Source organism: Enterobacter sp. BWH64 (assembly GCF_001037645.1).
Lineage (GTDB): Bacteria > Pseudomonadota > Gammaproteobacteria > Enterobacterales > Enterobacteriaceae > Enterobacter > Enterobacter hormaechei_C.
Window position 1 is genome coordinate 1,637,252 of record NZ_KQ089922.1, and the last position, 24,794, is coordinate 1,662,045.

Consider the following 24,794-nt stretch of genomic DNA (forward strand, 5'->3'; position numbering starts at 1 on the left):
ACATGGGGGTAAGCGTCGTCGCTTCAACTCAACCCTGCAAAATTTTGTCCATCATCCGCCCCGGCAGCAGGCGTTTCAACCAGCCGACGGCATGGGTTACCAGCGTGACCGGATAGCGCATTTTAGGGGTATCGCTCTCAAACGCGTGGCGCACTTTGGCAACGACGGCTTCTGGCCCAAGCGTAAAACGCGCCGCGATGCCGGGGTTTTCGACCGGTTTGTCCGCCTGCGTCTGGTTAACGTTTTCCGTAAAGCGGGTGCGGATCGGGCCCGGTTCAATCAGGCTGACCTTAATACCGCTGTGGCGCAGCTCCATGCGCAACGCATCGGACCAGGCTTCAAGCGCATATTTGCTGGCGGCGTAAGCCCCGCGGCCCGGCGTGGAGATCAGGCCCATGACCGAGGAGGTCATCACGATGCGCCCTTCGCCGTGCGGCAGCATGGCGGGGAGAAGGCGCATGGTAAGCTGATGCGCCCCGAAAAAGTTTGCGGAGAACTGCTGCTCCAGCTGTTCCCGTGAGAGAGTCTGTAGCGGGCCGTACACGCCGTAGCCCGCATTGTTGAACAGACCGTAAAGACGGTTGTTGGTCAGGGCGATAACCTCATCGGCGGCCTGCTCTACGCTCTCTGGCGAATCGAGATCCAGCAGAATGCCGGTAAATCCCAGCCCTCGCATGCGTTCGACATCCTCGGGTTTGCGGCAGGCTGCCAGTACCCAAAACCCCTGACGTTTCAGTTCAAGGGCGCTTTCAAGGCCAATTCCGCTGGAACATCCTGTTATTAAGACCGATTTTTGCATAACTTTACCTGTCAGGTTCTCAGCTGTTTGACGAGTCATGTTTTACTAAAGGAGCCAGCCGGGTTGCCATCCAGTCGGCAATGAACGGCTGGGCATCGCGATTGGGGTGAATGCCATCATCCTGCATCCACTGGGGTTTCAGATAGACCTCTTCCATGAAAAATGGCAGCAGCGGAATATCAAACTCTTTGGCAAGCTTAGGATAGATCGCGCTAAACGCCTCATTATACCGACGGCCGTAGTTGGCGGGCAGGCGAATTTGCATCAGCAGCGGCTGGGCATTGGCGGCCTTAATGGTCTGCAAAATGGTCCGCAGCGTTTGCTCCGTTTGCTGAGGCTGGAAGCCGCGCAAACCATCATTACCGCCCAGTTCAACCAGCACCCAACGCGGTTGATGCTGCTTAAGCAGGGCAGGCAGGCGCGATAAGCCTTGCTGCGACGTATCGCCGCTGATGCTGCCGTTCACGACAGACGCCCGGGACTGCCATTTATCATTGAGCAGGGCGGGCCAGGCCGCACTGGCGGCCATACGATAGCCCGCACTCAGGCTGTCGCCCAGAATCAATAACGTGTCCGCAGCCGCCGCGCGGAAGGTCATCAGCATCAAAAACAGGAAGGGCAAATGCCAGCGGAAAACATTGTTGAAGTTCATCGTCTTAAGAAGTCCGTCGGTCAGGGAGAACACGAGCTTTCCATCCTCACCGGAGTTGAACTCGTTGTCAAACGTGCCGAAACCATCGCCCTGATTGGTGAATCCGGTTCCGGTAAGTCCACGCTGCTGGCCATTCTCGCCGGTCTGGACGATGGCAGCAGTGGGGAAGTGAACCTGGTCGGCCAGCCCCTCCACGCGCTTGATGAAGAGGCCCGCGCCGCGCTGCGTGCCCGGCATATCGGGTTTGTCTTTCAGTCATTCATGCTGATCCCGACGCTGAACGCGCTGGAAAACGTTGAGCTGCCCGGCCTGCTGCGCGGTGACAATACTCGTGAAAGCCGCGATCACGCGAAGGCGTTGCTGGAACAGCTGGGGCTGGGCAAACGTCTCGACCACCTTCCGGCACAGCTTTCCGGCGGTGAGCAGCAGCGCGTGGCGCTGGCCCGGGCGTTTAACGGCCGCCCGGAAGTGCTGTTTGCCGATGAGCCAACGGGCAATCTCGACCGTAAAACCGGGGACAAAATTGCCGATCTGCTGTTTTCCCTCAACCGCGAGCACGGCACCACGCTGATTCTGGTTACCCACGATCCGCAGCTGGCCGCCCGCTGCGACCGCCGCCTGCGGCTGGTGAACGGTATTCTTCAGGAGGAAGCATGATTGCCCGCTGGTTCTGGCGCGAGTGGCGCTCGCCCTCGCTGCTGATTGTCTGGCTGGCGTTGAGCCTGGCGGTGGCCTGCGTGCTGGCGCTCGGTAGCGTCAGCGATCGTATGGAGAAAGGGCTTAGCCAGCAGAGTCGGGAATTTATGGCCGGGGACCGGGCTCTGCAAAGTTCTCGCCCCGTGCCGCCGGGCTGGATTGAGGAAGCGCGCAAAGAGGGGCTGAAGGTAGGGGAGCAGATCACCTTTCAGACTATGACCTTTGCGGGCGACACGCCGCAGCTTGCAAGCGTAAAAGCCGTGGATGACATCTACCCGATGTACGGTGACTTACAAACCAGCCCGCCGGGGCTAAAACCGACGGCCGGTACGGTCCTGCTGGCATCGCGACTGATGGCGCTGCTGAACCTGAAACCCGGCGACAGTATCGACGTCGGCGACGCGACACTCAAAATTGCCGGGGAAGTGGTGCAGGAGCCCGACTCTGGATTTAATCCGTTCCAGCTTGCGCCGCGCCTGCTGATGAACAGCGCTGATGTGGCGAAAACCAACGCCGTCCAGCCGGGAAGCCGTGTCACCTGGCGGTATAAGTTTGGCGGGACGCCTGCGCAGCTGGAGGCGTACGAAAAATGGCTCCTGCCGCAGCTCAAGCCGGAACACCGCTGGTACGGGCTGGAGCAGGATGACGGGGCGCTCGGCAAATCCCTCGAACGTTCCCAGCAGTTCCTGCTGCTGTCGGCGCTGTTAACTCTGCTGCTTGCCATTGCGGCGGTTGCCGTGGCGATGGGGCACTACTGCCGCAGCCGTTACGATCTGGCGGCGATCCTCAAAACCCTCGGCGCGGGCCGCGCGCAGCTGCGCAAGCTGATTGTCGGCCAGTGGCTGATGGTGCTGGCGTTGTCGGCTCTGACCGGCGGGGCGATAGGGCTGCTGTTTGAAAAGCTGCTGATGGTGCTGCTCAAACCGGTACTCCCCGCCGCATTACCGCCTGCCAGCCTCTGGCCGTGGCTGTGGGCCATCGGCGCGATGACGACGATCTCCCTGCTGGTAGGGTTACGCCCGTACCGGCTGCTGCTCGCCACCCAGCCGCTGCGCGTGCTGCGCCGCGATGTGGTGGCCAGCGTCTGGCCGCTGAAGTTCTACCTGCCGGTGATTATTGCGGTGGCGGTCGGGCTGTTGGCCTGGCTGATGGGCGGCAGTACGTTGCTGTGGGCGGTGCTGGCGGGCGCGGTGGTGCTGGCGCTGCTGTGCGGCGTAGTGGGCTGGATACTGCTTAATGTCCTGAGAAAGCTGACAGTTAAATCACTCCCCATACGGTTAGCGGTTAACCGACTGCTGCACCAGCCGTGGTCTACCCTCAGCCAGCTCTCGGCATTTTCGCTGTCGTTTATGCTGCTGGCGCTTCTGCTGGTGCTGCGCGGGGATCTGCTGGATCGCTGGCAGCAACAGCTTCCGCCGGAAAGCCCGAACTATTTCCTGATCAACATTGCTCCCGAACAGGTGACGCCGCTGAAGGGTTTCCTGTCTGAGCATCACATTATTCCGGAATCGTTCTATCCGATCGTGCGCGCCCGCCTGACGCAGATCAACGGCCAGTCGACGGAGGGAAATAAGGATGAATCGCTCAATCGCGAACTCAACCTGACCTGGCAGGCGAAACGTCCGGACCATAACCCGATCGTTGCCGGCACCTGGCCGCCGAAAGCGGGGGAAGTGTCGATGGAAGAGGGGCTGGCGACACGCCTGAACGTGAAGCTCGGAGACAGCGTGACCTTCACCGGCGATACCCAGGATTTCACCGCCAAAGTCACCAGCCTGCGCAAAGTGGACTGGGAAAGCCTGCGACCAAACTTCTTCTTCATCTTCCCGCCGGGTGCGCTGGACGGACAGCCGCAGAGCTGGCTCACCAGCTTCCGCTGGGAAAACGGCAACGGCATGCTGACGCAGCTTAACCGGGAATTTCCGACGGTGAGCCTGCTGGATATCGGCGCGATCCTCAAACAGGTCGGGCAGGTGCTGGAGCAGGTGAGCCGCGCGCTGGAGGTGATGGTAGTGCTGGTGACCGTCTGCGGCGTGCTGTTGCTGCTGGCGCAGGTGCAGGTGGGCATGCGTCAGCGTCATCAAGAGCTGGTGGTCTACCGCACGCTGGGAGCCAGTAAACGGCTGCTGCGCGCCACGCTGTGGAGCGAATTTGCTCTGCTCGGTCTGGTGGCGGGCCTGGTGGCGGCCATCGGGGCGGAAACCGCGCTGGCGGTACTCCAGAGCAAAGTCTTCGACTTCCCGTGGGAGCCCGACTGGCGGCTGTGGCTCACGCTGCCCGTCTGCGGCGCCGTGCTGCTGTCCCTGTGCGGCGGCTGGCTCGGAACCCGGCTGTTGAAAGGTAAAGCGCTATTCCGCCAGTTTGTCAGCTAGTTTACTGACGTGATGATGACGCACCGGCATTTCTGCTGGTGCGTCATTGCTTAACGGCACAAATCGTTAATGCCCCTGCATTTAGTAGCACAAAACATTAAAAAACCGCCCACACAGCCCGAATTTTTCCGGTTAATATTCACCAGCTAAATATTTAGCAGCGTGTCTATCAAGGAAAAAGAATGACTATAAGAAAAACAGCGCTGGCGACAACGATCGGCGCAGCAGTGGCATTGGCTTCTTTCGCATCTCAGGCGGAAATCACCCTTCTGAAACAGGATCCGCAGGCGGGTAACCCGCTGAGCCGCCTGAACTTTACCGTTGGCGGCAGTATTCGTCCTCAGTTCCAGAATATGACCGGTGATGACGGCAAAAACAGCTACAAGCGCAACGGCTTTGACGGCGGCACCCGCTTCCGTTTCGCTGCGGATTACTACCTGTTCGATGACATCAGCTGGATCAGCTACTACGAGCTGGGTGTGAACATTCCGGCGCAGTTCAACTGGGATCATCACTACGCCGACGGCGCGCACGACACCTCTCGTCGTATGCTCTACACCGGTCTGAAGAGCGACACCTGGGGTACGCTGACCTTCGGCCAGCAGAACAGCGTGTACTATGACGTAGTGGGCGCAAAAACCGATATCTGGGACTACGACATGATTGGTCAGGCGCCAGGTAACGGGATCAACGGCGACTATGACGGCTCTTACCGTTCACGCCAGATGCTGAAGTACAAGAAAACCGTGGGCGATGCTGACATCTACGCCTCTTACCTGTTTGAAGACAGCGAATACCTGCCGGGCAACGGCCTGCGTTACAAACGTAAAGGCGGCGGTTCACTGGGTATCGATTATCACCTGACTACCGATCTGACCTGGGGCGCAGCGTGGAACTACACCCGCGCGGACATGCGTAACCCGGACAACGGCGACAGCAAATCCTACGACCAGAATATCCTTGGTACCGCCCTGAGCTGGACGCCGGATAACTGGACCTTCTCCGCAGGCGGCGGCTGGTATCAGAACTTCCTGACCACCAAAAAAGTGTCCGTTAACGACTACTTCGCCGGTGATGCATGGGGTATTGAATACTTTGCGGGTTACAAGTTCCCGGTTGGTCAGTATGCGGTGAAATCCATCCAGCCGTACTTCATGGGCGACCGTATTGAGTACGTGAATGGCCGTAACTACCAGCGCATCGACAACGGTGTGGGTATCAGCTTCCAGCTGGATTACGGTTTCCGCGTGGATTACGAACACGTGTTCACCTCCAGCACCGACAACCTGGGCGATATGAACCTGGTGCGTCTGCGTTACGACTTCTAAGTTGTCATGTAGGGTGCGGCCTGATGCCCTCACCCTGACCCTCTCCCACGGGGAGAGGGAAAAAACATTAAAAACGGCAACCCAGGTTGCCGTTTTGCTTTTACCTCGCCACCCGGCTTTATTTTTCAGCGATCGAGCCACTCAGCAATTTCTTCGTACGTCCCGCGATACACAATCTTCTCCGCCTTTTTCTCCAGCTGATAGCCGTACATCGGGTCGTAATAGTCCTTCAGCAACGGCACAAGCCAGCTGAAGTGCGCGTCAGTGCTGCCAGTACGCTGTTGCTCGACAAGCGCGGCATCCAGCAGGGCGGTAAATTCCGCAAAGCGTTGCAGCCCCAGACGGCGACGAATGGCGTACAGGCCGTGATGCAGATATTCGCTGTACGCTTTCCAGCCCGCCTCTTCACCGTAGGCGGCAGAAAAGTCGGCCCACATGTGGACGAAATACTCTTCGCGCAGGCGCTCAAGACGGATCTCAAACGGATCCTCGACCACTACGACAGGCGCTTCAGCCATGCGGTCGCGCAGGCACTCCGGCAGGTGGTTAGAGCCAATCATCCGGCCCTCGTCTTCAAGCACCCAGCGCGCGGCGTCTTTTTTCAATAGCTCAACCGCAAGGTGATTCTCGAAGCTCGCCTGAGAAAGCTGCGGGGTGAGCGTGCGACCAAACGACGAGCCGCGATGGTGCGCCAGCCCTTCCAGATCGATGCCCTGCGCATGCTGCTTCACCAGCAGCGTTTTACCGTTACCGGTACAGCCGCCGATAAGCACCATCGGCTTTTGTGACTGCTCAATGGTCACCTGAATCGCCGTCTGACGCAGGGCCTTATAGCCGCCGCGGATCAGCGGATAATCGATTCCCGCCTCTTTCAGCCAGGCCTGGGAGATGTGTGAGCGCTGGCCACCGCGCGCGCAGCAAAGGTAGCCCTCAGGATGGGCAAGGCTGGCTTCCCGCCAGGCGCTGATGCGCGCCTCGCGCGTCTCGCCGTTGACCAGGCTATGGCCGAGCGCCAGCGCGGCGTCCGGACCCTGGCGTTTATAGCAGGTGCCGACGGCGGCACGCTCATCGTCGTTCATTAATGGCCGGTTGAGTGCGGCGGGCATCGCACCCTGGGCAAATTCGATCGGCGCGCGAACGTCGATTAAAGGGGTATCGGACGCGAGGATCGCGCGATAGTCCGTTCCATCGTTCATGGTGGTTCCAGAAGAAAACTGAGCAGCAATGGGCGGGGATTGTACGCCGGGGAAGGGGAAGGTCAACTCCCCGGCGAGGGATACTTACTTCAGTTTTGACTGCGCCCAGACAATACCGCTCGCATATTCTGGCGGCAGCAGGGGAACAATCGCTTCCAGCGTGGCGCTCAGTCGGTCCGTGTCGGTATCGTTCAGGTTCAGGTGGCCGACCTTACGTCCCGGACGCACCTCTTTGTCGTACCAGTGCAGGTGCACCAGCGGTAGCTTCAGCCAGTTGTAGTTCAGATCGGTGCCGATCAGGTTGATCATCACCGAGGGGCTGGTCACCACCGGCTGCGGCAGCGGCAGATCGGTGATGGCGCGCAGGTGCAGCTCGAACTGGCTGATGGAGGCGCCGTTTTGCGTCCAGTGGCCGCTGTTGTGCACGCGCGGCGCAAGTTCGTTGATCAGCAGACCCGACGGCGTGATGAAACACTCCATCGCCATCACGCCCACATAGCCCAGCTCATGCATAATGGCAGAGAGCATCTCTTCCGCCTGCGCCTGCTGGTCAGCATTGGCCTGCGGGAAGGCGACGCTGGTGCGCAGAATCCCGTCCTGATGCAGGTTATGCGTTAGCGGGTAAAAAACGGTGTGCCCGTCATGCCCGCGCGCGCCAACCAGCGACACTTCACCGCTAAAGTTTATGCCCTGCTCAACAATGCACTCGCCGTAGCAGTCGTCCGGCAGCTCGGCGGTGTCGTTCGCGCGCAGGCGCCACTGCCCGCGGCCGTCGTAGCCGCCGACGCGACGCTTCACAATAGCCAGGTCTCCCAGCATCGCAAACACGTCATCCCACTCGCGCTTATCGGAAAGCAGCTGCCACGGCGCGGTCGCGAGGCCGAGCTTGTCGAAAAGCTGTTTTTGCGTGAGACGGTCGGCAATGATCGGGAAGACGTCGCGGTTCACAAAGGCGTTATGGCGCGCCAGCTCGCGGGTCAGGGCGGTTTCCGGCCAGCGTTCAATTTCGGCGGTGATCACGCTCTGATGGAACGGCACGGCTTCCGGCTCGGCATCCAGCCCGACGGGCCAGACGGCAATACCCAGCGGCTCACCGGCCTGACGTAGCATCCGGCCAAGCTGACCATTACCAAGAACGCAAACCTGCTTCATGCTGCACCCCGCGGATCCGGGTTATCCAGCACCTCATCGGTCTGGGCTTTACGCCACTCCGCCAGACGCTGATGTAACTCTTTATCATGCGTCGCCAGGATCTGCGCGGCCAGCAGGGCGGCATTTGCCGCACCTGCTTTACCAATCGCCAGCGTACCGACAGGAATACCGCGCGGCATCTGGACGATAGAGTAAAGGCTATCCACCCCGCTTAACGCGGCGCTTTGCACGGGAACACCCAGTACCGGCACCAGCGTTTTGGCGGCAATCATGCCCGGCAGATGTGCTGCGCCGCCCGCACCGGCAATGATCACCTCGTAACCGTTCTCTTCGGCGCTTTCGGCGAAGCTGAACAGTTTATCCGGCGTACGGTGCGCGGAAACCACTTCGACGTGGTGCGGAACATTCAGGATTTCAAAGATTTCGGCGGCGAACTGCATGGTAGCCCAGTCGCTTTTGGACCCCATCACGATGGCGACACGCGCCGGATTATTGCGGGAAGACATGCGTCTTAAAACTCCTGTGGTGCGGAACACACTGCTTTCGAGGGCACAGAGAATAGCATGTAATACCGGCAAGGAAAACGGTTGCGTGGTCGGGAAATGAGCGAAAAGACGGGGAGGCGTTAAAACGGGAAGGCGATCAGTTCGACACCTTCCGGCGTAACTTTGACCATCGATCCTTCGCTGTGCCAGGCGCCTAAAACCACGCGATGGGCGGGCTCGCCGTTGGCGATAAGGGAATGCACATCGGGACGATGGGTATGGCCGTGGATCAACCACTGAACGCGATGCTTCTCCATCACCTTCACCACCGCCTGCGGATTGACGTCCATGATGGTCATCGATTTGCTGCTGTTGGCGGCCTTGCTGCCCGCGCGCATTCTGGCGGCGATGCGGTTGCGGATAAACAGCGGCAGGGCGAGAAACACTTTCTGGATCCACGGGGTGTGAACTTTGGCGCGAAACGCCAGGTAGCCGGTATCGTCAGTGCAGAGCGTGTCGCCGTGCATGATCAGAATATTGCGGCCATAGAGGTTTAGCACCTGCTCTTCCGGCAGCAGCGTCATACCGCTCTCGCGGGCGTAGCGCTGGCCGATCAGGAAATCACGGTTGCCGTGAATGAAATAGCAGGGGACGCCGGAATCCACCAGCACTTTAATGGCCGCAGCTATCTCACGGTGCAGCGGGTTCGAATCGTCGTCGCCTATCCAGGCCTCAAACAGGTCGCCCAGAATGTACAGCGCGTCGGCGCTTTTCGCTTCACCGCGTAAAAAACGCAGAAAACCGGCGGTTATCGCCGGTTCTTCTGTTTGCAGATGCAGATCCGCAATAAAGAGTGTCGCCACGAATTACTCGCTGACGGTCACGCTTGTGATCACAACGTCTTCTTTAGGAACGTCCTGGTGCATACCGCTGCGGCCAGTAGAAACGGCTTTGATCTTGTCGACCACGTCCATTCCTTCAACCACTTCTGCGAATACGCAGTAGCCCCAGCCTTGCAGACTTTCGCCAGAGAAGTTCAGGAAGTCGTTGTCCGCTACGTTGATGAAGAACTGTGCGGTCGCAGAGTGTGGCGCCTGAGTACGGGCCATTGCCAGCGTACCACGGGTGTTTTTCAGGCCGTTGTTCGCTTCGTTTTTGATCGCTTCTTTCGTCTCTTTCTGGCGCATGCCAGGCTCGAAACCGCCGCCCTGGATCATAAAGCCGTTGATCACACGGTGGAAAATAGTGTTGTTGTAGAAACCTTCGCGGCAGTAGTCCAGGAAGTTTTTAACTGTTTCAGGCGCTTTGTCATCAAAGGTTTTGATTACGATATCGCCATGATTAGTGTGGAAAGTAACCATTTTTGCATCCTGTTCCGTTATTGTGGTGCGTCGACCCGTGCTCGGGTCACATATAGGGGCTTGTTATAGCATAACCACAGGACACGATCACCTTGCATTGTGTGCTGACCGTACTCCGAATTATGGGTATTATAAGGAACAAACAATCCACACACGTGTTTACATGGAATCTTCGATGTTAAAAATCTTTAATACAATGACGCGCCAAAAAGAGGAATTTAAACCTATCCATGCCGGGGAAGTCGGCATGTACGTGTGTGGTATTACGGTTTACGATCTCTGTCATATCGGCCATGGCCGTACCTTTGTCGCGTTCGACGTGGTGTCACGCTACCTGCGCTTCCTGGGCTATAACCTGAAGTACGTGCGCAACATCACCGACATCGACGACAAAATCATTAAACGTGCTAATGAAAATGGCGAAAGCTTTGTCGCGCTGGTGGATCGCATGATCGCCGAAATGCACAAGGATTTTGATGCCTTAAATATTCTGCGCCCGGACAGCGAGCCGCGTGCGACCCACCATATCCATGAAATCATTGATATCACCCAAAAGCTGATCGAGCGCGGTCACGCCTATGTGGCGGACAACGGCGACGTGATGTTCTCGGTGCCGACGGACCCAACCTACGGTGCGCTTTCCCGCCAGGATCTGGACCAGCTCCAGGCCGGCGCGCGCGTGGACGTGGTTGACGTGAAGCGTAATCCGATGGACTTCGTGCTGTGGAAGATGTCCAAAGCGGGCGAACCGAGCTGGCCATCCCCGTGGGGCGAAGGGCGTCCGGGCTGGCACATTGAATGTTCCGCGATGAACTGCAAGCAGCTGGGCAACCATTTCGACATCCATGGCGGCGGTTCGGATCTGATGTTCCCGCACCATGAAAACGAAATCGCGCAGTCCACCTGTGCACACGGCGGCGAGTACGTGAACTACTGGATGCACTCCGGGATGGTGATGGTTGACCGCGAGAAGATGTCGAAATCGCTGGGTAACTTCTTCACCGTGCGCGACGTGCTGAAGTATTACGACGCGGAAACCGTGCGCTACTTCCTGATGTCTGGCCACTATCGCAGCCAGCTGAACTACAGCGAAGAGAACCTGAAGCAGGCGCGCGCTGCGCTGGAGCGTCTGTATACCGCCTTGCGCGGCACCGATAAATCTGTTCCGGCCGCAGGCGGTGAGGCGTTCGAGGCCCGCTTCGTTGAGGTCATGAACGACGACTTCAACACCCCGGAAGCCTACTCCGTGCTGTTCGACATGGCGCGTGAGGTGAACCGCCTGAAGTCAGAAGATATGGCGGCGGCCAATGCGCTGGCGTCTCATCTGCGTAAGCTCTCTTCCGTGCTCGGCCTGCTGGAGCAGGAGCCGGACCTGTTCCTGCAAAGCGGCGCGCAGGCGGACGACGGTGAAGTGGCGGAAATTGAAGCACTGATCAAAGCACGTCTCGAAGCGCGTCAGGCGAAAGACTGGGCGGCGGCGGATGCGGCGCGTAACCGTCTGACCGAGATGGGCATTATTCTGGAAGACGGCCCGCAGGGAACCACCTGGCGTCGTAAGTAGGTCCGTAACGCCCGGTGGCGCTAACGCTTACCGGGCCTACAAAATCACGACCGTAGGCCGGGTAAGGCGTAGCCGCCACCCGGCTTTTCTTTTACCTCCGCCTCCACCACAGCAACCCCATCAGCACCATCCCCGGCAGCCACACCCACAGCAGTTCCGAGATAATGACCTCATGCCCGTAGGGCGTGGCGTAGCGCGACAGCGCAAACGGCACGACCTTGATCACCTGCCACGGCGCAAAGAAGCGCTCATCTGACCAGGGCCACAGCCAGCCGACGCCTTTCCCGCCTGTCGTTATTGAATCCAGCAGGCTGTGCGACAGCAATGATACGGTTAAAAACAGCCAGCACCGCGTCAGGCTGGCCCTGAACCAACATCGGCCTGCCAGCACGCAGAATATCGGCACCACCAGGGCAAACAGTAGCGAATGAGTGAAACCGCGGTGGCCGAAAATATTTCCGTAGGCGACACCGAATTTAAACGCCAGTACGTCGGCATCGGGCAGCATGGCGAGGACGATCCCGGCAAACAGCAGGCGGGGTGGGATGACTTTGGTTCCGAGCCCTAAGCCCAGACACAGAGGTACGGCAGCGTGGGTGATAATGGTAGGCATTGCATTTATCCATGGCAAATCATGGGAATATAGCAGCAGATCCGCCGCAGCAAACCTGTGCTAAATTCTGATTTTACGCCGATTCCCGCGCGATAAGCTGCCCGGAGAGGGTAATGCGCTGCGTTTGCAGATCCGGCTCTTTCAGCCTGCGGATCATCAGCCCTGCCGCCTGGCGGCCGGTCTCTTCGCTGGCAGACGAAACGTAAGTCAGTGACGGCGACGTGAGATTAACGTGGAGCATATCTTCAAAACCAATCAGCGCCACCTGCTGGGTTAAAAACACGTCTTTACCCACCGTGCGCCCCACCTGGTGAATACCTGAGATTGAACCGATCATCGCGTCCGGTGAATGGCAGAGCAGGGCGGTAATCGTGTTGTTCTTCTCCAGCAGCTGACGAGTCGCCATGGCCGCCGCCTGCGTGTCATCGGTGCAGGCGGGAGAATATTCCTCACGCCAGACCAGGCCGCTCTGCGTCATCGCGCTGCGAAAACCAAGCAGGCGCTGCTCGCGGATACGGCACCCGTCGCGCCCGCCAATGTAGGCGATGTTACGGTGCCCGCGCTCGATAAGATAACGCGCGGCCAGGTTCGCCGCCTGGCGGTTATCGCGCATCACCAGGTTGCATTTCTCTTCCAGCAACGACTGCGAAACCGCCACAAGCGGCAGCGGGCAGTGACGAATGTGTTCCGGAAGAGAGGCGGCGCGGGTGTCCGACGCCAGGTAGATGACGCCCGCCACGCCCTGCTGCTTAAATGAGAGCAGAGTACGCTCAAGATGTTCGCCGTCGTTCAGCGGCTGACCGAGAAATACCATATAACCCTGTTTCTCCAGCTCCTGAACGATGCTCGCCATCACCTTGATGGAAAAGCTGTCGCTGAAGTCGCGCAGGATCAGGCCGATTAAGTTGGAGGTGTTGGCGCGAAGATTGGCAGCGGCGACGTTATGAACATAGCCCAGCGTTGTGATGGCGGCATTGACCTTCCCGATCGTCGCCTCTGAGATCTTCCCTTTCTGGCGCAGCACCAGCGAAACGGTAGAAACCGACACGCCCGCATGCTTTGCGACATCAATAATGCTGACTTTCTTCAAAACCGCTCCCTGAAATTTCCCGATTATCAGCCAGATAAGAGACGTCCCCCAGCGTACAGGAGACGCCTCCTTCAGGCATCTTATTATTTGCCAATCATCGTGGACATGGTCTGGGCGATAAACTGTGCTCTGGCCCCGAAAATCACCTGTATTCCGTTATCGCCAACGAACACCACGCCGCGCGCGCCAAGCCCGTTCAGCCCGTCCCGGTCCACAGCTTCGCTCTTCGCCACTTCCAGACGCAGACGTGTGATGCAGGAGCCGACGGAATCAATGTTCTGCGCACCGCCCAGCAGGCCGATGATTTCGGTGGCAAGTTCGGAATCGGACTTGTCATTCGCGCTGGCGGTCACTTCGGTGCGGCCCGGCGTTTTCACGTCGAAGCGACGGATCACGAAGCGGAAGGTGAAGTAGTAGATCAATGCCATCGGAATGCCGATGATAATGGCGCTCAGGAAGTTGGTCTGATAGCCGTTAAACGACGGCAGGATCCCGAACGACAGGTAGTCGATAAAGCCCGCCGAGAACGACTTGGCGATGTGCGCATGCAGCAGGTACATGGTCATGTACGCCAGGCCCGCCATGATGGCGTTGAAGACGTAAAGGATCGGCGCCACGAAGATAAAGGTGAACTCTACCGGCTCGGTGATGCCCGTCAGGAAGCAGGTGAGGGCCGCAGAGAACAGAATACCGGCCGCGATTTTCTTATTCTTCGTGTGCGCTTCGTGGTACATCGCCAGACACGCTGCGGGCAGTGCGAACAGCATCAGCGGGAACTCGCCCTGCATGAATTTCCCGGCGTTCTGGTAGGTGTCGCTGCTGAAGGATTTCACTCCCTCTTCCAGCATCTTGAACCAGATGGTCTGGTCACCGTGGATCACCTGGCCCGCCTGGGTGGTGTAATCCCCGAACGAATACCAGAAGGAGGGATACCAGATATGGTGCAGGCCGAGCGGGATCAACGCGCGCTCCACCAGCCCGAAGATAAAGGTCGAGGCCGCCTGGTTATCGCCGTTTACCACCACGGACAGGGCGTCGATCCCGGATTGAATATGCTGCCAGACGTACGGCAGCAGCAGGCCGAGCAGGAACGACAGAAACGCCGTCGCAATCGCCACAAAGCGCTTGCCGGAGAAGAAGCCGAGGAACTCCGGCAGCTGCATGGTGTGGAAGCGGTTGTAACACCAGGCCGCAAGAATACCGCAGATCAGGCCGCCAAAGACGCCCATCTGCAACGTCGGAATGCCAACGACCATGGCGTATTTGCCGCCCTGAGAGGCCATTTCCGGCGTGATGCTCAGCACGGTGCTGATGGTGATGTTGGTGACAAACACGGAGACCGCCGCAGAGAGTGCGGCAATGCCGGATTCCGAAGCCAGTCCGACGGCAGAGCCGATGGCGAACAGCATCGGCAGGTTATCAAAGATAACCCCGCCGGCGTTCATCATCAGCGGCAGATGGAACTTATCGCCGAAGGCCAGCAGCAGGCCCGCAGCGGGAAGCAGTGAAATTGGCAGCATTAAGGCGCGACCAATCATCGATAACTTAGACAGCGATTTAACAAACCCTGATATCAGGCTCATGCTGATTTCCCCCGAGTAGCGCTTTTTTCGCGCTGTTATTGTAAGTAGAACGTTTTAGTAGAACGTTCTACTTATCGTGCGGAAAGTCTGAAAATCGCGCAACTTAATTTTCACATTTCGCCAGAGGGAATAGTGATTATTTGAAGTTGATCGATAATTAACCGTGATGGGTGTGAGGGGATTGTGAGAGAAATTGCCGGGTGGCGGCTTCGCCTTACCCGGCCTACAAACGGAGACAGTACGTAGGCCCGGTAAGCGCAGCGCCACCGGGCATCAGACAGCTCAGGCCGTCACGGTCACGCTCTGTCCTGCGAAGCTCACGGTCTGACCCGCGACAATTTTGCAGCGCTTGCGGGTTTCCACCGAGCCGTCTACTTTTACCTGCCCGTCGGCGATGACGATCTTCGCCTGCGCGCCGCTTTCGCTCCAGCCTTCCAGCTTCAGCAGATCGCACAGTTCAACGTGCGGGTGTTTACCTAAAGAAAAAGTTGCCATGATTACGCGTCCTCTACGTCGTGATACTCCTCGCACGCCTGCAAGGTATTCTGAATCAGTGTTGCTACCGTCATCGGGCCTACGCCGCCCGGGACCGGAGTGATATAGGATGCGCGCGCTGCGGCATCTTCATACACCACGTCGCCGACCACTTTGCCGTTTTCCAGACGGTTAATACCCACGTCCACGACGATTGCGCCCTCTTTGATCCACTCGCCCGGAATGAAGCCCGGCTTGCCGACCGCAACGATCAGCAGATCGGCGTTTTCGACGTGGTGACGCAGGTTTTTAGTGAAGCGGTGGGTAACGGTGGTGGTACAGCCCGCCAGCAGCAGCTCCATGCTCATCGGGCGGCCCACGATGTTGGAGGCGCCAATCACCACGGCGTTGAGGCCATAGGTATCGATGTTATAACGCTCCAGCAGCGTCACGATGCCGCGCGGGGTGCACGGACGCAGGCGCGGCGCGCGCTGGCACAGTCGGCCTACGTTATACGGATGGAAACCGTCAACGTCTTTGTCCGGCGCGATGCGCTCCAGCACCTTCACGTTGTCAATGCCCGCAGGCAGCGGCAGCTGAACCAGGATGCCGTCGATCTCTTTATCGGCATTCAGAGTGTCGATCAGTTCCAGCAGTTCCGCTTCGCTGGTGGTTTCCGGCAGATCGTAAGAGCGGGAGACGAACCCCACCTCTTCACACGCTTTGCGTTTGCTGCCGACATAAATTTGCGAAGCCGGGTTGCTGCCAACCAGCACAACGGCCAGCCCGGGGGCGCGAAATCCGGCGGCTTTACGCGCCTTCACTTTTTCCGCAACCTCAGAGCGCACCTGCTGCGCAATCGTTTTACCGTCAATAATCTTTGCTGCCATCAGAGAGAAGATTCCGTCTGTAACGTTAGAAAGGAGGGATTGCCTGTATTTTGTCAGAAGCGAGCGCCGCTGTCAGTCACCCTTTACGAGATTTCATCGATGTCCCGCAAAATCCCTTCTCAGGGCATGGTCAATTTCTTAGAGGTGATTAGGATGTGACCTGGCAAAATGGCAGCGTTTTGACATATTACAAAATAAATTCCTGAGCTACTTTGTCCTCTCCGAAATAAGCCTTCAATTTTTTAATTGATCGTATTTCTTATTCCCGAATATGCGCGGGAAGGGTTATTTACATTTTAAAGGAATAGACATGAAACTCAGCAACATTGCTTCTACTGTTATTGCAACTCTGGCCCTGGTCGCGGGTGCCGCTCACGCAGAAGATACTACCACGCCTGTATCTGTAAACGGTGGTACGGTGCATTTTAAAGGTGAATTAGTGAATGCCGCGTGTTCAGTGAATACTGACTCTTCAGAGCAGACGGTTAATCTTGGCCAGTACCGTACCGCGAAATTCACTAAAGTAGGTGACACCACCTCCAATATTCCGTTCACCATCGAACTGAACGACTGCGATCCTGCGGTAGCGAAAACCGCTGCTGTCGCGTTTACCGGCCAGATCGACGCCACCGACAAAACGCTGCTGGCGGTAAGCTCCGGTAACAACGACAACTCCGCGAAGGGCGTGGGTATTGAGATCCTCGACAGCAAATCCTCCACGCTGACCCCGGACGGCGCCACCTTCTCTGCGGCGCAGAACCTGATTGAAGGGACTAACACCCTGAACTTCACCGCGCGCTATAAAGCCACGGCGGCGACCACCGAGCCAGGCCAGGCAAACGCGGACGCAACATTCGTAATGAAATACGAGTAATGCCTGAGTACAGGGATGTGGCTGGCCTCAGGGAAGAGGTCTTTTGATCGCCTATACCGGGAGCGAAGGATGACAAGGACTGGAATACTGCTGTGTGCCCTTGCGATTGCCTCAGCGGTAAACGCACATACCGTGGTCATAGACGGCGGCAAAGTACACCTCAGGGGAGAACTGGTTAACGGCGGCTGCGCCGTGGCCCCGGACAGCCAGAATATGCGCGTGGATATGGGGCAATACCGCACAAACGCCTTTTCCGGCGTCGGCAGCTTTTCCACGGTTAATGTGCCTTTCACCGTACGTCTGCTGGATTGCAGCGTGGACGTCTCCCGCACCGTGGGGATCCAGTTCCAGGGAGTGACACCGGCAGAAGACCCGCAGGTTTTCCTGGCGACATCGCGGCCGGGGGAAAATGCGGTCAGCAGTGGTGTCGGGCTGGCGCTGTTTGACGAACAGCAACGTCAGATCATCCCGAACGCGACGGCGGTGAGCTGGTTACCCATTGACACCCGCGAGCTGGTATTTCATTTCAGCGCCCGCTACCGGGCAATTTCCGAACACCTTGTACCAGGCACTATTCAGTCGAATGTCTGGTTTACGTTGATTTATCCCTGACGCCTGCGAACTAATTATTAAAGGTACGGTTGTGATGAACACCCTGATTAAACCTGGACTGTTTTTAGCTTTTATTTTGATGATGGTTTCTGCCAGCGCGAATGCGTCCGGCGGGATTGCGCTGGGCGCGACGCGCGTTATTTATCCGGCCGATGCCAAACAAACGTCGCTGGCGATCACCAACAGCAATAAACAAGAGCGCTATTTAATTAACGCGTGGATAGAAAATGCCAACGGGCAAAAGGAAAAAACCTTTGCCGTCACGCCGCCGCTGTTTGTCAGCGAGCCGGCCAGCGAAAACACCCTGCGCATTATCTACGCAGGCCCGGCGCTGCCTGCCGATCGCGAATCGCTCTTTTACATGAACGTCAAAGCGATTCCCTCCGTCAGCAAAAAACATCAGGACGGCAACAACGTCCTGCAACTGGCTATTCTGTCACGTATCAAGCTGTTTGTTCGCCCGGCTAACCTGGCGATGCCGCCGGAAGAGGCGCTCTCACAGCTGCGCTTTGAGCGCGTCGGCAACCATCTTAAGGTGAGCAATGCCTCGCCGTATTACGTCACGCTGGTCAATCTGAAGCTCGGCGGTCAGACGCTGGATAACCTGATGGTTGCCCCTAAAAGCTCGGCGCAGCAGGTGCTGCCTGCCGCTGCGAGCGGCACGCTCTCCTGGCAGAGTGTGAATGACTATGGCGCCATTACGCCGGCGCGTAGCGTCAGCCTGTGAGCAGAGACAGGGCGATGAACACTCAATGGCGTTACTGCCCGGTTGCGCTGGCACTGATGGCAACGCTCTGGCCACTCGCTGGCTGGGGCGAAAGCTACTTTAACCCGGCGTTTCTCTCCGATGACACGGCGAACGTGGCGGATTTGTCGCGTTTTGAAAAAGGCCACCAGCAGGCACCGGGCGTCTATCGCGTCGATATCTGGCGTAACGATGAGTTTATCGGCACGCAGGACGTGCGGTTTGAGCAAGCTGACAACACGCCGCCGGTCGCGGGCGGTTTGTCGCCGTGCATTACGCGCGCGATGCTCGATCGCTTTGGCGTCAATATCGCCGCCTTCCCGGAACTGAGCAACGTGCAGGGCGATACCTGCGTTCCGCTCACCACGGCTATTCCGGGCAGCGAAACGGCGTTCAACTTCGCCTCGTTGCGCCTGAACGTCAGCCTGCCTCAGGTGGCGATGCAAAACAGCGCCCGCGGGTATATTCCACCTGAACAGTGGGATGAAGGCATCCCCGCCGCGCTGCTGAACTACAGCTTTACCGGCAACCGGGGCAGCGACGACGACAGCTACTATCTGAACCTGCAAAGCGGGTTGAACTATGGCGCCTGGCGATTACGCAATAACGGCGCGTGGCGTTATACCGAAAGCAACGGCCAGCGGCACAGCAGCTGGCAAAATATTGGTACCTGGGCGCAGCGTACGATCATCCCGCTGAAAAGCGAGCTGGTGCTTGGCGACAGCAACACCGGTAACGATGTCTTCGACAGCGTCGGTTTTCGCGGTGGTCGCCTCTATTCGTCCGACAGTATGTACCCGGACAGCCTGCAAGGTTACGCGCCTACCGTGCGCGGAATCGCCCGCACCCCTGCCAAAGTGGTGATCCGCCAGAACGGATACGTGATTTACCAGAGCTATGTGCAGCCGGGGGCTTTTGCGATAACTGATCTTAACCCGACCTCCTCAAGCGGTGACCTGGAGGTGACGGTGGAAGAGAAGGACGGCAGCCAGCAGCGCTACACCGTCCCGTATTCCACCGTTCCGCTGCTCCAGCGTGAAGGACGCTGGAAATACGATCTGGTGGCAGGGGACTATCGCAGCGGCAACAGCGAGCAGGACACGCCGTTCTTTACTCAGGGTACGATGATTGCGGGTCTTGCCGACGGCTACACGCTGTACGGCGGAACGCAGCTGGCCTCGCGCTATACCGCCATCGCCATTGGCGCGGGTAAAAACCTCGGTGACTGGGGGGCGGTTTCACTTGATCTCACCCATGCCCGCAGCCAGCTTGCCGATGACAGCCGCCATGAAGGGCAGTCCCTGCGGTTCCTGTACGCAAAATCCCTTAACGGATTCGGCACCAACTTCCAGCTGCTGGGCTATCGCTACTCGACCAAAGGCTTCTACACCCTCGACGATGTGGCCTGGCGCACAATGGAAGGCTACCAGTATGGCGACGATCAGGACGATGACGGCGTGCCGGACGTGCAGAGCTATCACAACCTGACGCTGAATAAAAAAGGGCGTTTCCAGCTCAATATCTCCCAGTCTCTCGGCGATTACGGCTCGGTGTACGTGTCGGGCAGCCAGCAGAGTTACTGGGGCACCAGCGAATCCAACGTCTGGTATCAGCTTGGCTACGCGGGCGGGGTGAAAGGGGTCAGCTACGCCTTATCCTGGTCGTGGAACAAGGCCGTCGGCATTGACGGAACCGACCGGATCGCCTCGTTCAACGTCTCCGTCCCGTTCAGCCTGTTCACCCGTCACGGCTACCGTCGCGATAACGCGATCGACCGGGCCTATGCCACAGCCTCTGCCAGCCGTAACAGCGACGGTGATACCAGCTGGCAGACCGGGATCAGCGGAACGCTGCTCCAGGATCGTAACCTGAACTACAGCGTCACGCAGGGTCACACCAGCAATAACGGTGCCAGCGGCAGCGCCAGCGCTAACTGGCAGGCGACGTACGGCACGCTGGGCGTGGGCTACAACTACGCCCGGGATCAGCACGACCTCAACTGGCAGCTCTCCGGCGGCGTGGTAGGGCATTCAGACGGCATCACATTCAGTCAGCCGCTGGGCGATACCAACGTCTTGATCAAAGCGCCGGGCGCGTCAGGCGTGAGCGTCGAAAACCAGACCGGCGTCAAAACAGACTGGCGTGGCTATGCGGTGATGCCGTACGCCACGGTGTACCGTTACAACCGCGTGGCGCTCGACACCAACACTATGAGCAACAACACCGACATTGAAAATAACGTTTCCAGCGTCGTGCCGACGAACGGTGCGCTGGTGCGCGCCAGTTTTGACACCCGCATCGGCGTGCGTGCGCTGCTCACCGTGAAGCGTGATAGCCAGCCTGTACCGTTTGGGGCGGTGGTGCGTGAGACGCAGAGCGGCGTAACCAGCATGGTGGGAGATGACGGTCAGATTTACCTGAGCGGGCTGCCGCTGAGCGGAGAATTGCTGATTCAGTGGGGAGACGGGAAACAGTCCCAGTGTCGTGCGCCCTACAGCCTGCCAGAACAAAGCCTGCAACAGGCGATCACACTTAAGGGGATCCGCTGTGAATAAAATCCATTATCTGGGGCTATCCCTGCTGGCGTTTTTTCCGCTATCTGAGGCCTTCGCCACGGTCTGCGTCAATGAAAATGGCGTGCCGACGGAGGTGTATTACGACCTGACGGATAAATTTAACAGCTCCAATAACCAGGTGGGGCAGATTGTCACGCTCAGCGAGAAGTCCCAGTGGGTGGGCGTCAACGCCGTCTGCCCTAAGGGAACGTCCGGGAACACCACCAAGCGCAGCTATGTTACCGATTTCCCTGTTACGGGCACCAGCGATGGCTACCAGTATCTGAAGCTAAACGACTATCTGGACGGGGCGATGAAAATTACCGACAGCTACGCTGGCACGTTTTATCCGCCCAAAAGCTACATCCAGATGGGGAGCCACCCGAATGTGTCTAAAAACAAACCGTTTGGCGTACAGGATTCCAGCCTCGTCTTCCGGCTTAAAGTGACCCGACGCTTTATCAATATGGTGGTGATCCCCCGGGCGACCATGTTCCGGGTTTACGTCACCACGACCTCCTCGGATCCGCTCACCACGCCGGTTTATACCATCAGCTACAGCGGGACTATTCAGGTGCCTCAGAGCTGTGAAATTAATGCCGGGAATGTGGTGGAGTTCGATTTCGGAGACATCGGCGCCTCCCTGTTCAGTAAAGCAGGCATCGGGAATAAGCCGGAGGGGATCTCAGCGCAAAGCAAAACCATCGGCATCAAATGCACCAACGTCGAGGCGAACGCCATGCTCACGATGCGTGTTGAAGCGGAGAAGGTTTCAGGCAGTGCGCTGGTTTCCGATAACGCGGATGTGGGTTTTGTGATTGCCAACAGTAATGGCGTGCCGCTGACGCCCAACAACCTGACCAGCAAAATCCCGTTCCGTCTGGACGACAGCGCTCAGGCGCAGGTGGGGATCCGCGCGTGGCCCGTCAGCGTAACCGGTAAAAAACCTGCCGAGGGGCGTTTTACCTCTCGCGGCTATTTACGCGTCGACTACGACTAAGGAGCAGGTATGCGAAACGGAATGCGGTATTTAGCCGTCGCGCTCTTTGCGCTTTGCTCCCCTGCATACGCAGAGACGGCGCTTGGGGAAATTAACATTCAGCTCTACGGCAATATCGTGGATTTTACCTGCGTGGCGGAGGGGGACGACAGCAATAAAACCGTCACGCTCGGCACCTGGCCCACGAAACAGCTTCGCACAACGGGGAGCCGGACGCAGCCTGTACCGTTCACCCTGAAGCTGACCGGATGTCCGCCGGGGGCGGCTTCGGTCACATTTACGGGGAAGATGGACGGGCATGATAATAGCCTGCTGGCGCTGAATGATGCCAGCGCGGCCAGCAACGTGGCCGTGGAGATCCTCGACCGGGATAAAACGCGCCTCGCGTTGCAGCAGACCAGCCAGACGGTGGCGGTAGATGCGCAGGGAAATGCCGAACTGTCGTTTTATGCCAATTATATCGCCACGGCGGATAACCCGCAGCCGGGACGGGCTGACGCCGATGCAACTTTCATGATTAATTATAATTAATCGTATCCACTCTCCCTGTAACGGTTATATGTTGCAGGGAGAGGGTAGGATTATAGTAATTCGTGCGCCTTCGCGTAATCAATTAATTCAACGATACTTTGCACGCCCAGCTTGGAAAAGATATTAGACTTATGGGCGCTAATTGTTTTGTTGCTAAGTAATAATTGATCCGCAATCTCCTTATTAGATAATCCGTTCGCCAGATATCGCAGAACCGTCACTTCACGATTTGATAATGGCATATCCACAGCGGCGCCCGTCCGCGAGCCCAGATGGTTTATAAAACTCAATGTTTCTGAGGGGAAGAAGGAATAGCCCGTCAGGATCATTTCCACCGCGTTATAAATTTCCCCCAGATCTTTTCGCTTACTGACAAAACCATTTGCCCCGGCGCGGATGGCGCGTCCTGCGTAGAAGGCTTCAGATTTCGAAGAGAGGAAAAGAACCTTAATGTCTTTATTTAAGTTCCTGATTCTTTTCAGTAATACGAACCCATCCGTGCCCGTCATTTCAATATCGAGAATGACCAGGTCAATGGGGTGGTTGCGTATACAGTCAAGCACCTCGTGGCTGTCGCCTGACTTCAGTTTGACCTGGATGTTTTTATTTTTCTGTAGCAGGACTTCTATCGACATTCTGACGATAGGGTGTTCGTCCATAATGATAACGGATGCCGGTTTCATTTTTTATGCCTCAGATTGTTAAAAGCGTTATGCTGAGTTTTGTTAAAACTCTCGAAAAGCCGGAAGGATAATTGCGCAGATCCTTGTACGGTAAATGTCCCTGGGAAGAGCGAAAGCATCCTTGTTTACGTAGTGGTGATATCAATGCCTCAGCGCAGTTATCTCATAAGGCTGGTTATGGCAAAATGATTTTTCTTATTCGCGTGTCAAACACGTCTTATTATACCGTTTAAGTATTGTCCGAAAAGCCTGTAAATTAATATCCATATATTGCTGATTATTATGTTCTGGATCTGAATCACTAACTTTTTAAAATTAGCAAAAATGTCCTGATATTGCATTTACCACACACTTTCATCTTTATGTAATAACAAAAAATAAACGATTTTACTGTATGTTAAATGAATGTTAACAGCGAGCAGGCTGTGACAACCAGCATCCCGCCTGCCTGCCATCCATGAAATCCGCCATTTCGTGCGTCATCTCTCCGTTTCAAACGCCTCCTGGCAAATTGCCGTTCCCAACAACAGAACAGTACTATCTGCTGTTTTCTTCACCTCTCATCGCATTCTTTTACAGGTGAATCGCTTGTTTTTACACCATTATCATCCTGTTAACTGAAGCGCCAGAACCTTAACGCATGGATAAAATCACTCTCGTTGAGCGTACCGGCAGCATTTCGCATGGTTTAAGACCTGGAATTAGGAATAGTTATAAAATCGAAAGTTTTGTTAAAAAACACAAAAATTTAACATGCATCCTAAGTAATTTCCTAAAGGTCTTTAGGAATTAAGAAGTTACTGAATACGTTAATACGTGAAATCTGAGAGGTTGTTGAGAAGATGTAGCAACTCATGACGATGATTCAGCCCAAGTTTCGCCAGGATGCAGCTGAGACGGTAAATAATGCGGCTGTAGGGGCGGTTCTGTAACTGCGCGATCTGCCGCAAGGAGCTCCCCTGCGACAGCGCCTGTAAGATCGGCCATTCATCCCGTGAAAACCACTCTTTGCGGTTGCCGGCGGGTGACGGTGCTTCCAGCAAGGTTTGTTGCATAGCCAGCGCCGTTACCTGGCGTTCAAGCACATGAAAAGGGCCAGCCGCTTTACAAAACAGGCGAGCATCATAATCATCGGCGCGGACGAGCAGGTAGGGTGTCAGGTAGGGGGCGAACAGGCTGTGGCGGCGTAATCGGTCCAGCAGGTCGATGAGCGGCGAGGCGCGGCTCTCAATGTCTATTACCAGACGCGATGAAGGCCAGTGATTTAAATCACTGAGGGCGGCTTCCAGCGTGGAATAGTCGCAGCAATTGCTCAGGGGCGACTGCCCGCTCAGTAAACCGGAACGGAAAAAATTATCCTGTGTGACCAGAATGATAAAGGGAGCATCGGTTTTGCGGGTCTGGTTGATTGACTGGCTCAAATATTCGAGACGATCAAAAAATGGGAGAGCAAAAGGCGAGTGCGTAGAACCCAGTGAATCACTTCCTGTCCGACGACGCCGGTAACGGCGCACTGTCATTCGCATAGCTTCCCTCTTGGCG

General features: G+C 57.0%; 24 protein-coding genes. 10 read left to right on the top strand and 14 right to left on the bottom strand.

What is annotated here, in order from left to right; translation table 11 throughout:
* Positions 1–28 precede the first annotated feature (28 nt).
* Both SK50_RS07740 and tesA read right to left on the bottom strand, forming a co-directional pair.
* Positions 29–838 carry an SDR family oxidoreductase gene (locus SK50_RS07740; RefSeq protein WP_006809829.1) on the bottom strand — a complete coding sequence of 270 codons (810 nt, stop codon included), beginning with the start codon at positions 836–838 and terminating at the stop codon, positions 29–31.
* On the bottom strand, positions 819–1,451 hold the full coding sequence (tesA, locus tag SK50_RS07745) for a multifunctional acyl-CoA thioesterase I/protease I/lysophospholipase L1 (protein WP_003858933.1): 633 nt from the start codon (positions 1,449–1,451) through the stop codon (positions 819–821). The genes SK50_RS07740 and tesA overlap by 20 nt, the downstream gene beginning before the upstream one ends.
* On the opposite strand from tesA, the gene ybbA reads away from it, so the two are divergent.
* The 3 genes from ybbA to SK50_RS07760 all read left to right on the top strand — a co-directional run bounded on the left by ybbA (position 1,422) and on the right by SK50_RS07760 (position 5,847).
* Positions 1,422–2,108, top strand: a complete 687-nt coding sequence (gene ybbA / locus SK50_RS07750; protein WP_017383226.1) for a putative ABC transporter ATP-binding protein YbbA — start codon at positions 1,422–1,424, stop codon at positions 2,106–2,108. The genes tesA and ybbA overlap by 30 nt on opposite strands.
* Positions 2,105–4,519: a putative ABC transporter permease subunit YbbP gene (ybbP, locus tag SK50_RS07755; protein ID WP_017383227.1), complete on the top strand. Its 2,415-nt coding sequence runs from the start codon at positions 2,105–2,107 to the stop codon at positions 4,517–4,519. Before ybbA ends, ybbP begins: the two co-directional genes overlap by 4 nt.
* Positions 4,520–4,701: 182 nt before the next feature.
* The gene (locus SK50_RS07760; protein ID WP_017383228.1) at positions 4,702–5,847 is read left to right on the top strand and encodes a porin; all 1,146 of its coding nucleotides are present in this window, start codon (positions 4,702–4,704) and stop codon (positions 5,845–5,847) included.
* Between the two features lie 125 nt (positions 5,848–5,972).
* On the opposite strand, the gene mnmH is transcribed toward SK50_RS07760, so the two are convergent.
* The 5 genes from mnmH to ppiB all read right to left on the bottom strand — a co-directional run bounded on the left by mnmH (position 5,973) and on the right by ppiB (position 10,041).
* Entirely contained in the window at positions 5,973–7,043 is a 1,071-nt protein-coding gene (gene mnmH / locus SK50_RS07765) for a tRNA 2-selenouridine(34) synthase MnmH (protein WP_023303211.1), read from the bottom strand.
* Between the two features lie 84 nt (positions 7,044–7,127).
* Positions 7,128–8,195, bottom strand: a complete 1,068-nt coding sequence (gene purK / locus SK50_RS07770; protein WP_017694383.1) for a 5-(carboxyamino)imidazole ribonucleotide synthase — start codon at positions 8,193–8,195, stop codon at positions 7,128–7,130.
* Positions 8,192–8,701, bottom strand: a complete 510-nt coding sequence (gene purE, locus SK50_RS07775; RefSeq protein WP_003858921.1) for a 5-(carboxyamino)imidazole ribonucleotide mutase — start codon at positions 8,699–8,701, stop codon at positions 8,192–8,194. The genes purK and purE overlap by 4 nt, the downstream gene beginning before the upstream one ends.
* Before the next feature lie 119 nt (positions 8,702–8,820).
* Entirely contained in the window at positions 8,821–9,543 is a 723-nt protein-coding gene (gene lpxH / locus SK50_RS07780) for a UDP-2,3-diacylglucosamine diphosphatase (protein WP_048229269.1), read from the bottom strand.
* Positions 9,544–9,546: 3 nt separating this feature from the next.
* Positions 9,547–10,041, bottom strand: a complete 495-nt coding sequence (gene ppiB, locus SK50_RS07785; protein WP_000256009.1) for a peptidylprolyl isomerase B — start codon at positions 10,039–10,041, stop codon at positions 9,547–9,549.
* Positions 10,042–10,216: 175 nt separating this feature from the next.
* Here ppiB and cysS point away from each other — a divergent pair, with 175 nt between their 5' ends.
* A complete protein-coding gene (gene cysS, locus SK50_RS07790; protein WP_017383232.1) occupies positions 10,217–11,602 on the top strand; it encodes a cysteine--tRNA ligase in 1,386 nt (461 codons plus the stop codon).
* Positions 11,603–11,693: 91 nt separating this feature from the next.
* Here cysS and SK50_RS07795 read toward each other — a convergent pair whose 3' ends face one another.
* The 5 genes from SK50_RS07795 to folD all read right to left on the bottom strand — a co-directional run bounded on the left by SK50_RS07795 (position 11,694) and on the right by folD (position 16,252).
* Entirely contained in the window at positions 11,694–12,215 is a 522-nt protein-coding gene (locus SK50_RS07795; RefSeq protein WP_048229271.1) for a metal-dependent hydrolase, read from the bottom strand.
* 73 nt (positions 12,216–12,288) lie between these two features.
* A complete protein-coding gene (gene malI, locus SK50_RS07800) occupies positions 12,289–13,305 on the bottom strand; it encodes a Mal regulon transcriptional regulator MalI (protein WP_023303216.1) in 1,017 nt (338 codons plus the stop codon).
* Positions 13,306–13,388: 83 nt separating this feature from the next.
* The gene (locus tag SK50_RS07805) at positions 13,389–14,888 is read right to left on the bottom strand and encodes a PTS transporter subunit EIIC (protein WP_003858916.1); all 1,500 of its coding nucleotides are present in this window, start codon (positions 14,886–14,888) and stop codon (positions 13,389–13,391) included.
* Positions 14,889–15,170: 282 nt separating this feature from the next.
* On the bottom strand, positions 15,171–15,383 hold the full coding sequence (ybcJ, locus tag SK50_RS07810; protein ID WP_015571224.1) for a ribosome-associated protein YbcJ: 213 nt from the start codon (positions 15,381–15,383) through the stop codon (positions 15,171–15,173).
* Between the two features lie 2 nt (positions 15,384–15,385).
* The gene (gene folD / locus SK50_RS07815) at positions 15,386–16,252 is read right to left on the bottom strand and encodes a bifunctional methylenetetrahydrofolate dehydrogenase/methenyltetrahydrofolate cyclohydrolase FolD (RefSeq protein WP_006809817.1); all 867 of its coding nucleotides are present in this window, start codon (positions 16,250–16,252) and stop codon (positions 15,386–15,388) included.
* A gap of 310 nt (positions 16,253–16,562) precedes the next feature.
* Here folD and fimA point away from each other — a divergent pair, with 310 nt between their 5' ends.
* From fimA to sfmF, 6 genes are all read left to right on the top strand, one after another.
* The gene (gene fimA / locus SK50_RS07820; RefSeq protein WP_015571223.1) at positions 16,563–17,126 is read left to right on the top strand and encodes a type 1 fimbrial major subunit FimA; all 564 of its coding nucleotides are present in this window, start codon (positions 16,563–16,565) and stop codon (positions 17,124–17,126) included.
* 69 nt (positions 17,127–17,195) lie between these two features.
* A complete protein-coding gene (gene fimI, locus SK50_RS07825) occupies positions 17,196–17,738 on the top strand; it encodes a type 1 fimbrial protein subunit FimI (RefSeq protein ID WP_017383235.1) in 543 nt (180 codons plus the stop codon).
* Between the two features lie 34 nt (positions 17,739–17,772).
* On the top strand, positions 17,773–18,465 hold the full coding sequence (fimC, locus tag SK50_RS07830) for a type 1 fimbria chaperone FimC (protein WP_015571222.1): 693 nt from the start codon (positions 17,773–17,775) through the stop codon (positions 18,463–18,465).
* A gap of 14 nt (positions 18,466–18,479) precedes the next feature.
* Positions 18,480–21,038 (top strand): fimbrial biogenesis usher protein, encoded by a 2,559-nt coding sequence (locus SK50_RS07835; protein ID WP_023303218.1) that lies wholly within the window; start codon positions 18,480–18,482, stop codon positions 21,036–21,038.
* Positions 21,031–22,038: a type 1 fimbria D-mannose specific adhesin FimH gene (gene fimH, locus SK50_RS07840; RefSeq protein WP_047063265.1), complete on the top strand. Its 1,008-nt coding sequence runs from the start codon at positions 21,031–21,033 to the stop codon at positions 22,036–22,038. The genes SK50_RS07835 and fimH overlap by 8 nt, the downstream gene beginning before the upstream one ends.
* Before the next feature lie 9 nt (positions 22,039–22,047).
* Positions 22,048–22,569, top strand: coding sequence for a fimbria assembly protein (sfmF, locus tag SK50_RS07845; RefSeq protein ID WP_048229273.1), 522 nt, complete (start codon positions 22,048–22,050; stop codon positions 22,567–22,569).
* A gap of 50 nt (positions 22,570–22,619) precedes the next feature.
* Here the strand turns inward: sfmF and fimZ are convergent, their stop codons facing one another.
* Complete coding sequence (gene fimZ, locus SK50_RS07850; RefSeq protein WP_003858901.1) at positions 22,620–23,252, bottom strand: fimbria biosynthesis transcriptional regulator FimZ; 633 nt, start codon at positions 23,250–23,252, stop codon at positions 22,620–22,622.
* Positions 23,253–24,061: 809 nt separating this feature from the next.
* Positions 24,062–24,778 (bottom strand): helix-turn-helix transcriptional regulator, encoded by a 717-nt coding sequence (locus SK50_RS07855; protein ID WP_048229275.1) that lies wholly within the window; start codon positions 24,776–24,778, stop codon positions 24,062–24,064.
* Between the last annotated feature and the right edge of the window lie 16 nt (positions 24,779–24,794).

What these genes read in the sequence shown, in the direction of transcription:
- cysS (WP_017383232.1), top strand. Translation starts at nt 10,217, where the DNA reads ATGTTAAAAATCTTTAATACAATGACGCGCCAAAAAGAGGAATTTAAA.
- SK50_RS07835 (WP_023303218.1), top strand. Translation starts at nt 18,480, where the DNA reads ATGAACACTCAATGGCGTTACTGCCCGGTTGCGCTGGCACTGATGGCA.
- tesA (WP_003858933.1), bottom strand. Translation starts at nt 1,451, where the DNA reads ATGAACTTCAACAATGTTTTCCGCTGGCATTTGCCCTTCCTGTTTTTG.
- sfmF (WP_048229273.1), top strand. Translation starts at nt 22,048, where the DNA reads ATGCGAAACGGAATGCGGTATTTAGCCGTCGCGCTCTTTGCGCTTTGC.
- fimA (WP_015571223.1), top strand. Translation starts at nt 16,563, where the DNA reads ATGAAACTCAGCAACATTGCTTCTACTGTTATTGCAACTCTGGCCCTG.
- ybbA (WP_017383226.1), top strand. Translation starts at nt 1,422, where the DNA reads ATGCCAGCGGAAAACATTGTTGAAGTTCATCGTCTTAAGAAGTCCGTC.
- SK50_RS07855 (WP_048229275.1), bottom strand. Translation starts at nt 24,778, where the DNA reads ATGCGAATGACAGTGCGCCGTTACCGGCGTCGTCGGACAGGAAGTGAT.
- SK50_RS07795 (WP_048229271.1), bottom strand. Translation starts at nt 12,215, where the DNA reads ATGCCTACCATTATCACCCACGCTGCCGTACCTCTGTGTCTGGGCTTA.
- purE (WP_003858921.1), bottom strand. Translation starts at nt 8,701, where the DNA reads ATGTCTTCCCGCAATAATCCGGCGCGTGTCGCCATCGTGATGGGGTCC.
- fimC (WP_015571222.1), top strand. Translation starts at nt 17,773, where the DNA reads ATGAACACCCTGATTAAACCTGGACTGTTTTTAGCTTTTATTTTGATG.
- ppiB (WP_000256009.1), bottom strand. Translation starts at nt 10,041, where the DNA reads ATGGTTACTTTCCACACTAATCATGGCGATATCGTAATCAAAACCTTT.
- purK (WP_017694383.1), bottom strand. Translation starts at nt 8,195, where the DNA reads ATGAAGCAGGTTTGCGTTCTTGGTAATGGTCAGCTTGGCCGGATGCTA.
- mnmH (WP_023303211.1), bottom strand. Translation starts at nt 7,043, where the DNA reads ATGAACGATGGAACGGACTATCGCGCGATCCTCGCGTCCGATACCCCT.
- ybcJ (WP_015571224.1), bottom strand. Translation starts at nt 15,383, where the DNA reads ATGGCAACTTTTTCTTTAGGTAAACACCCGCACGTTGAACTGTGCGAT.
- fimI (WP_017383235.1), top strand. Translation starts at nt 17,196, where the DNA reads ATGACAAGGACTGGAATACTGCTGTGTGCCCTTGCGATTGCCTCAGCG.
- ybbP (WP_017383227.1), top strand. Translation starts at nt 2,105, where the DNA reads ATGATTGCCCGCTGGTTCTGGCGCGAGTGGCGCTCGCCCTCGCTGCTG.
- SK50_RS07740 (WP_006809829.1), bottom strand. Translation starts at nt 838, where the DNA reads ATGACTCGTCAAACAGCTGAGAACCTGACAGGTAAAGTTATGCAAAAA.
- SK50_RS07760 (WP_017383228.1), top strand. Translation starts at nt 4,702, where the DNA reads ATGACTATAAGAAAAACAGCGCTGGCGACAACGATCGGCGCAGCAGTG.
- fimZ (WP_003858901.1), bottom strand. Translation starts at nt 23,252, where the DNA reads ATGAAACCGGCATCCGTTATCATTATGGACGAACACCCTATCGTCAGA.
- SK50_RS07805 (WP_003858916.1), bottom strand. Translation starts at nt 14,888, where the DNA reads ATGAGCCTGATATCAGGGTTTGTTAAATCGCTGTCTAAGTTATCGATG.
- folD (WP_006809817.1), bottom strand. Translation starts at nt 16,252, where the DNA reads ATGGCAGCAAAGATTATTGACGGTAAAACGATTGCGCAGCAGGTGCGC.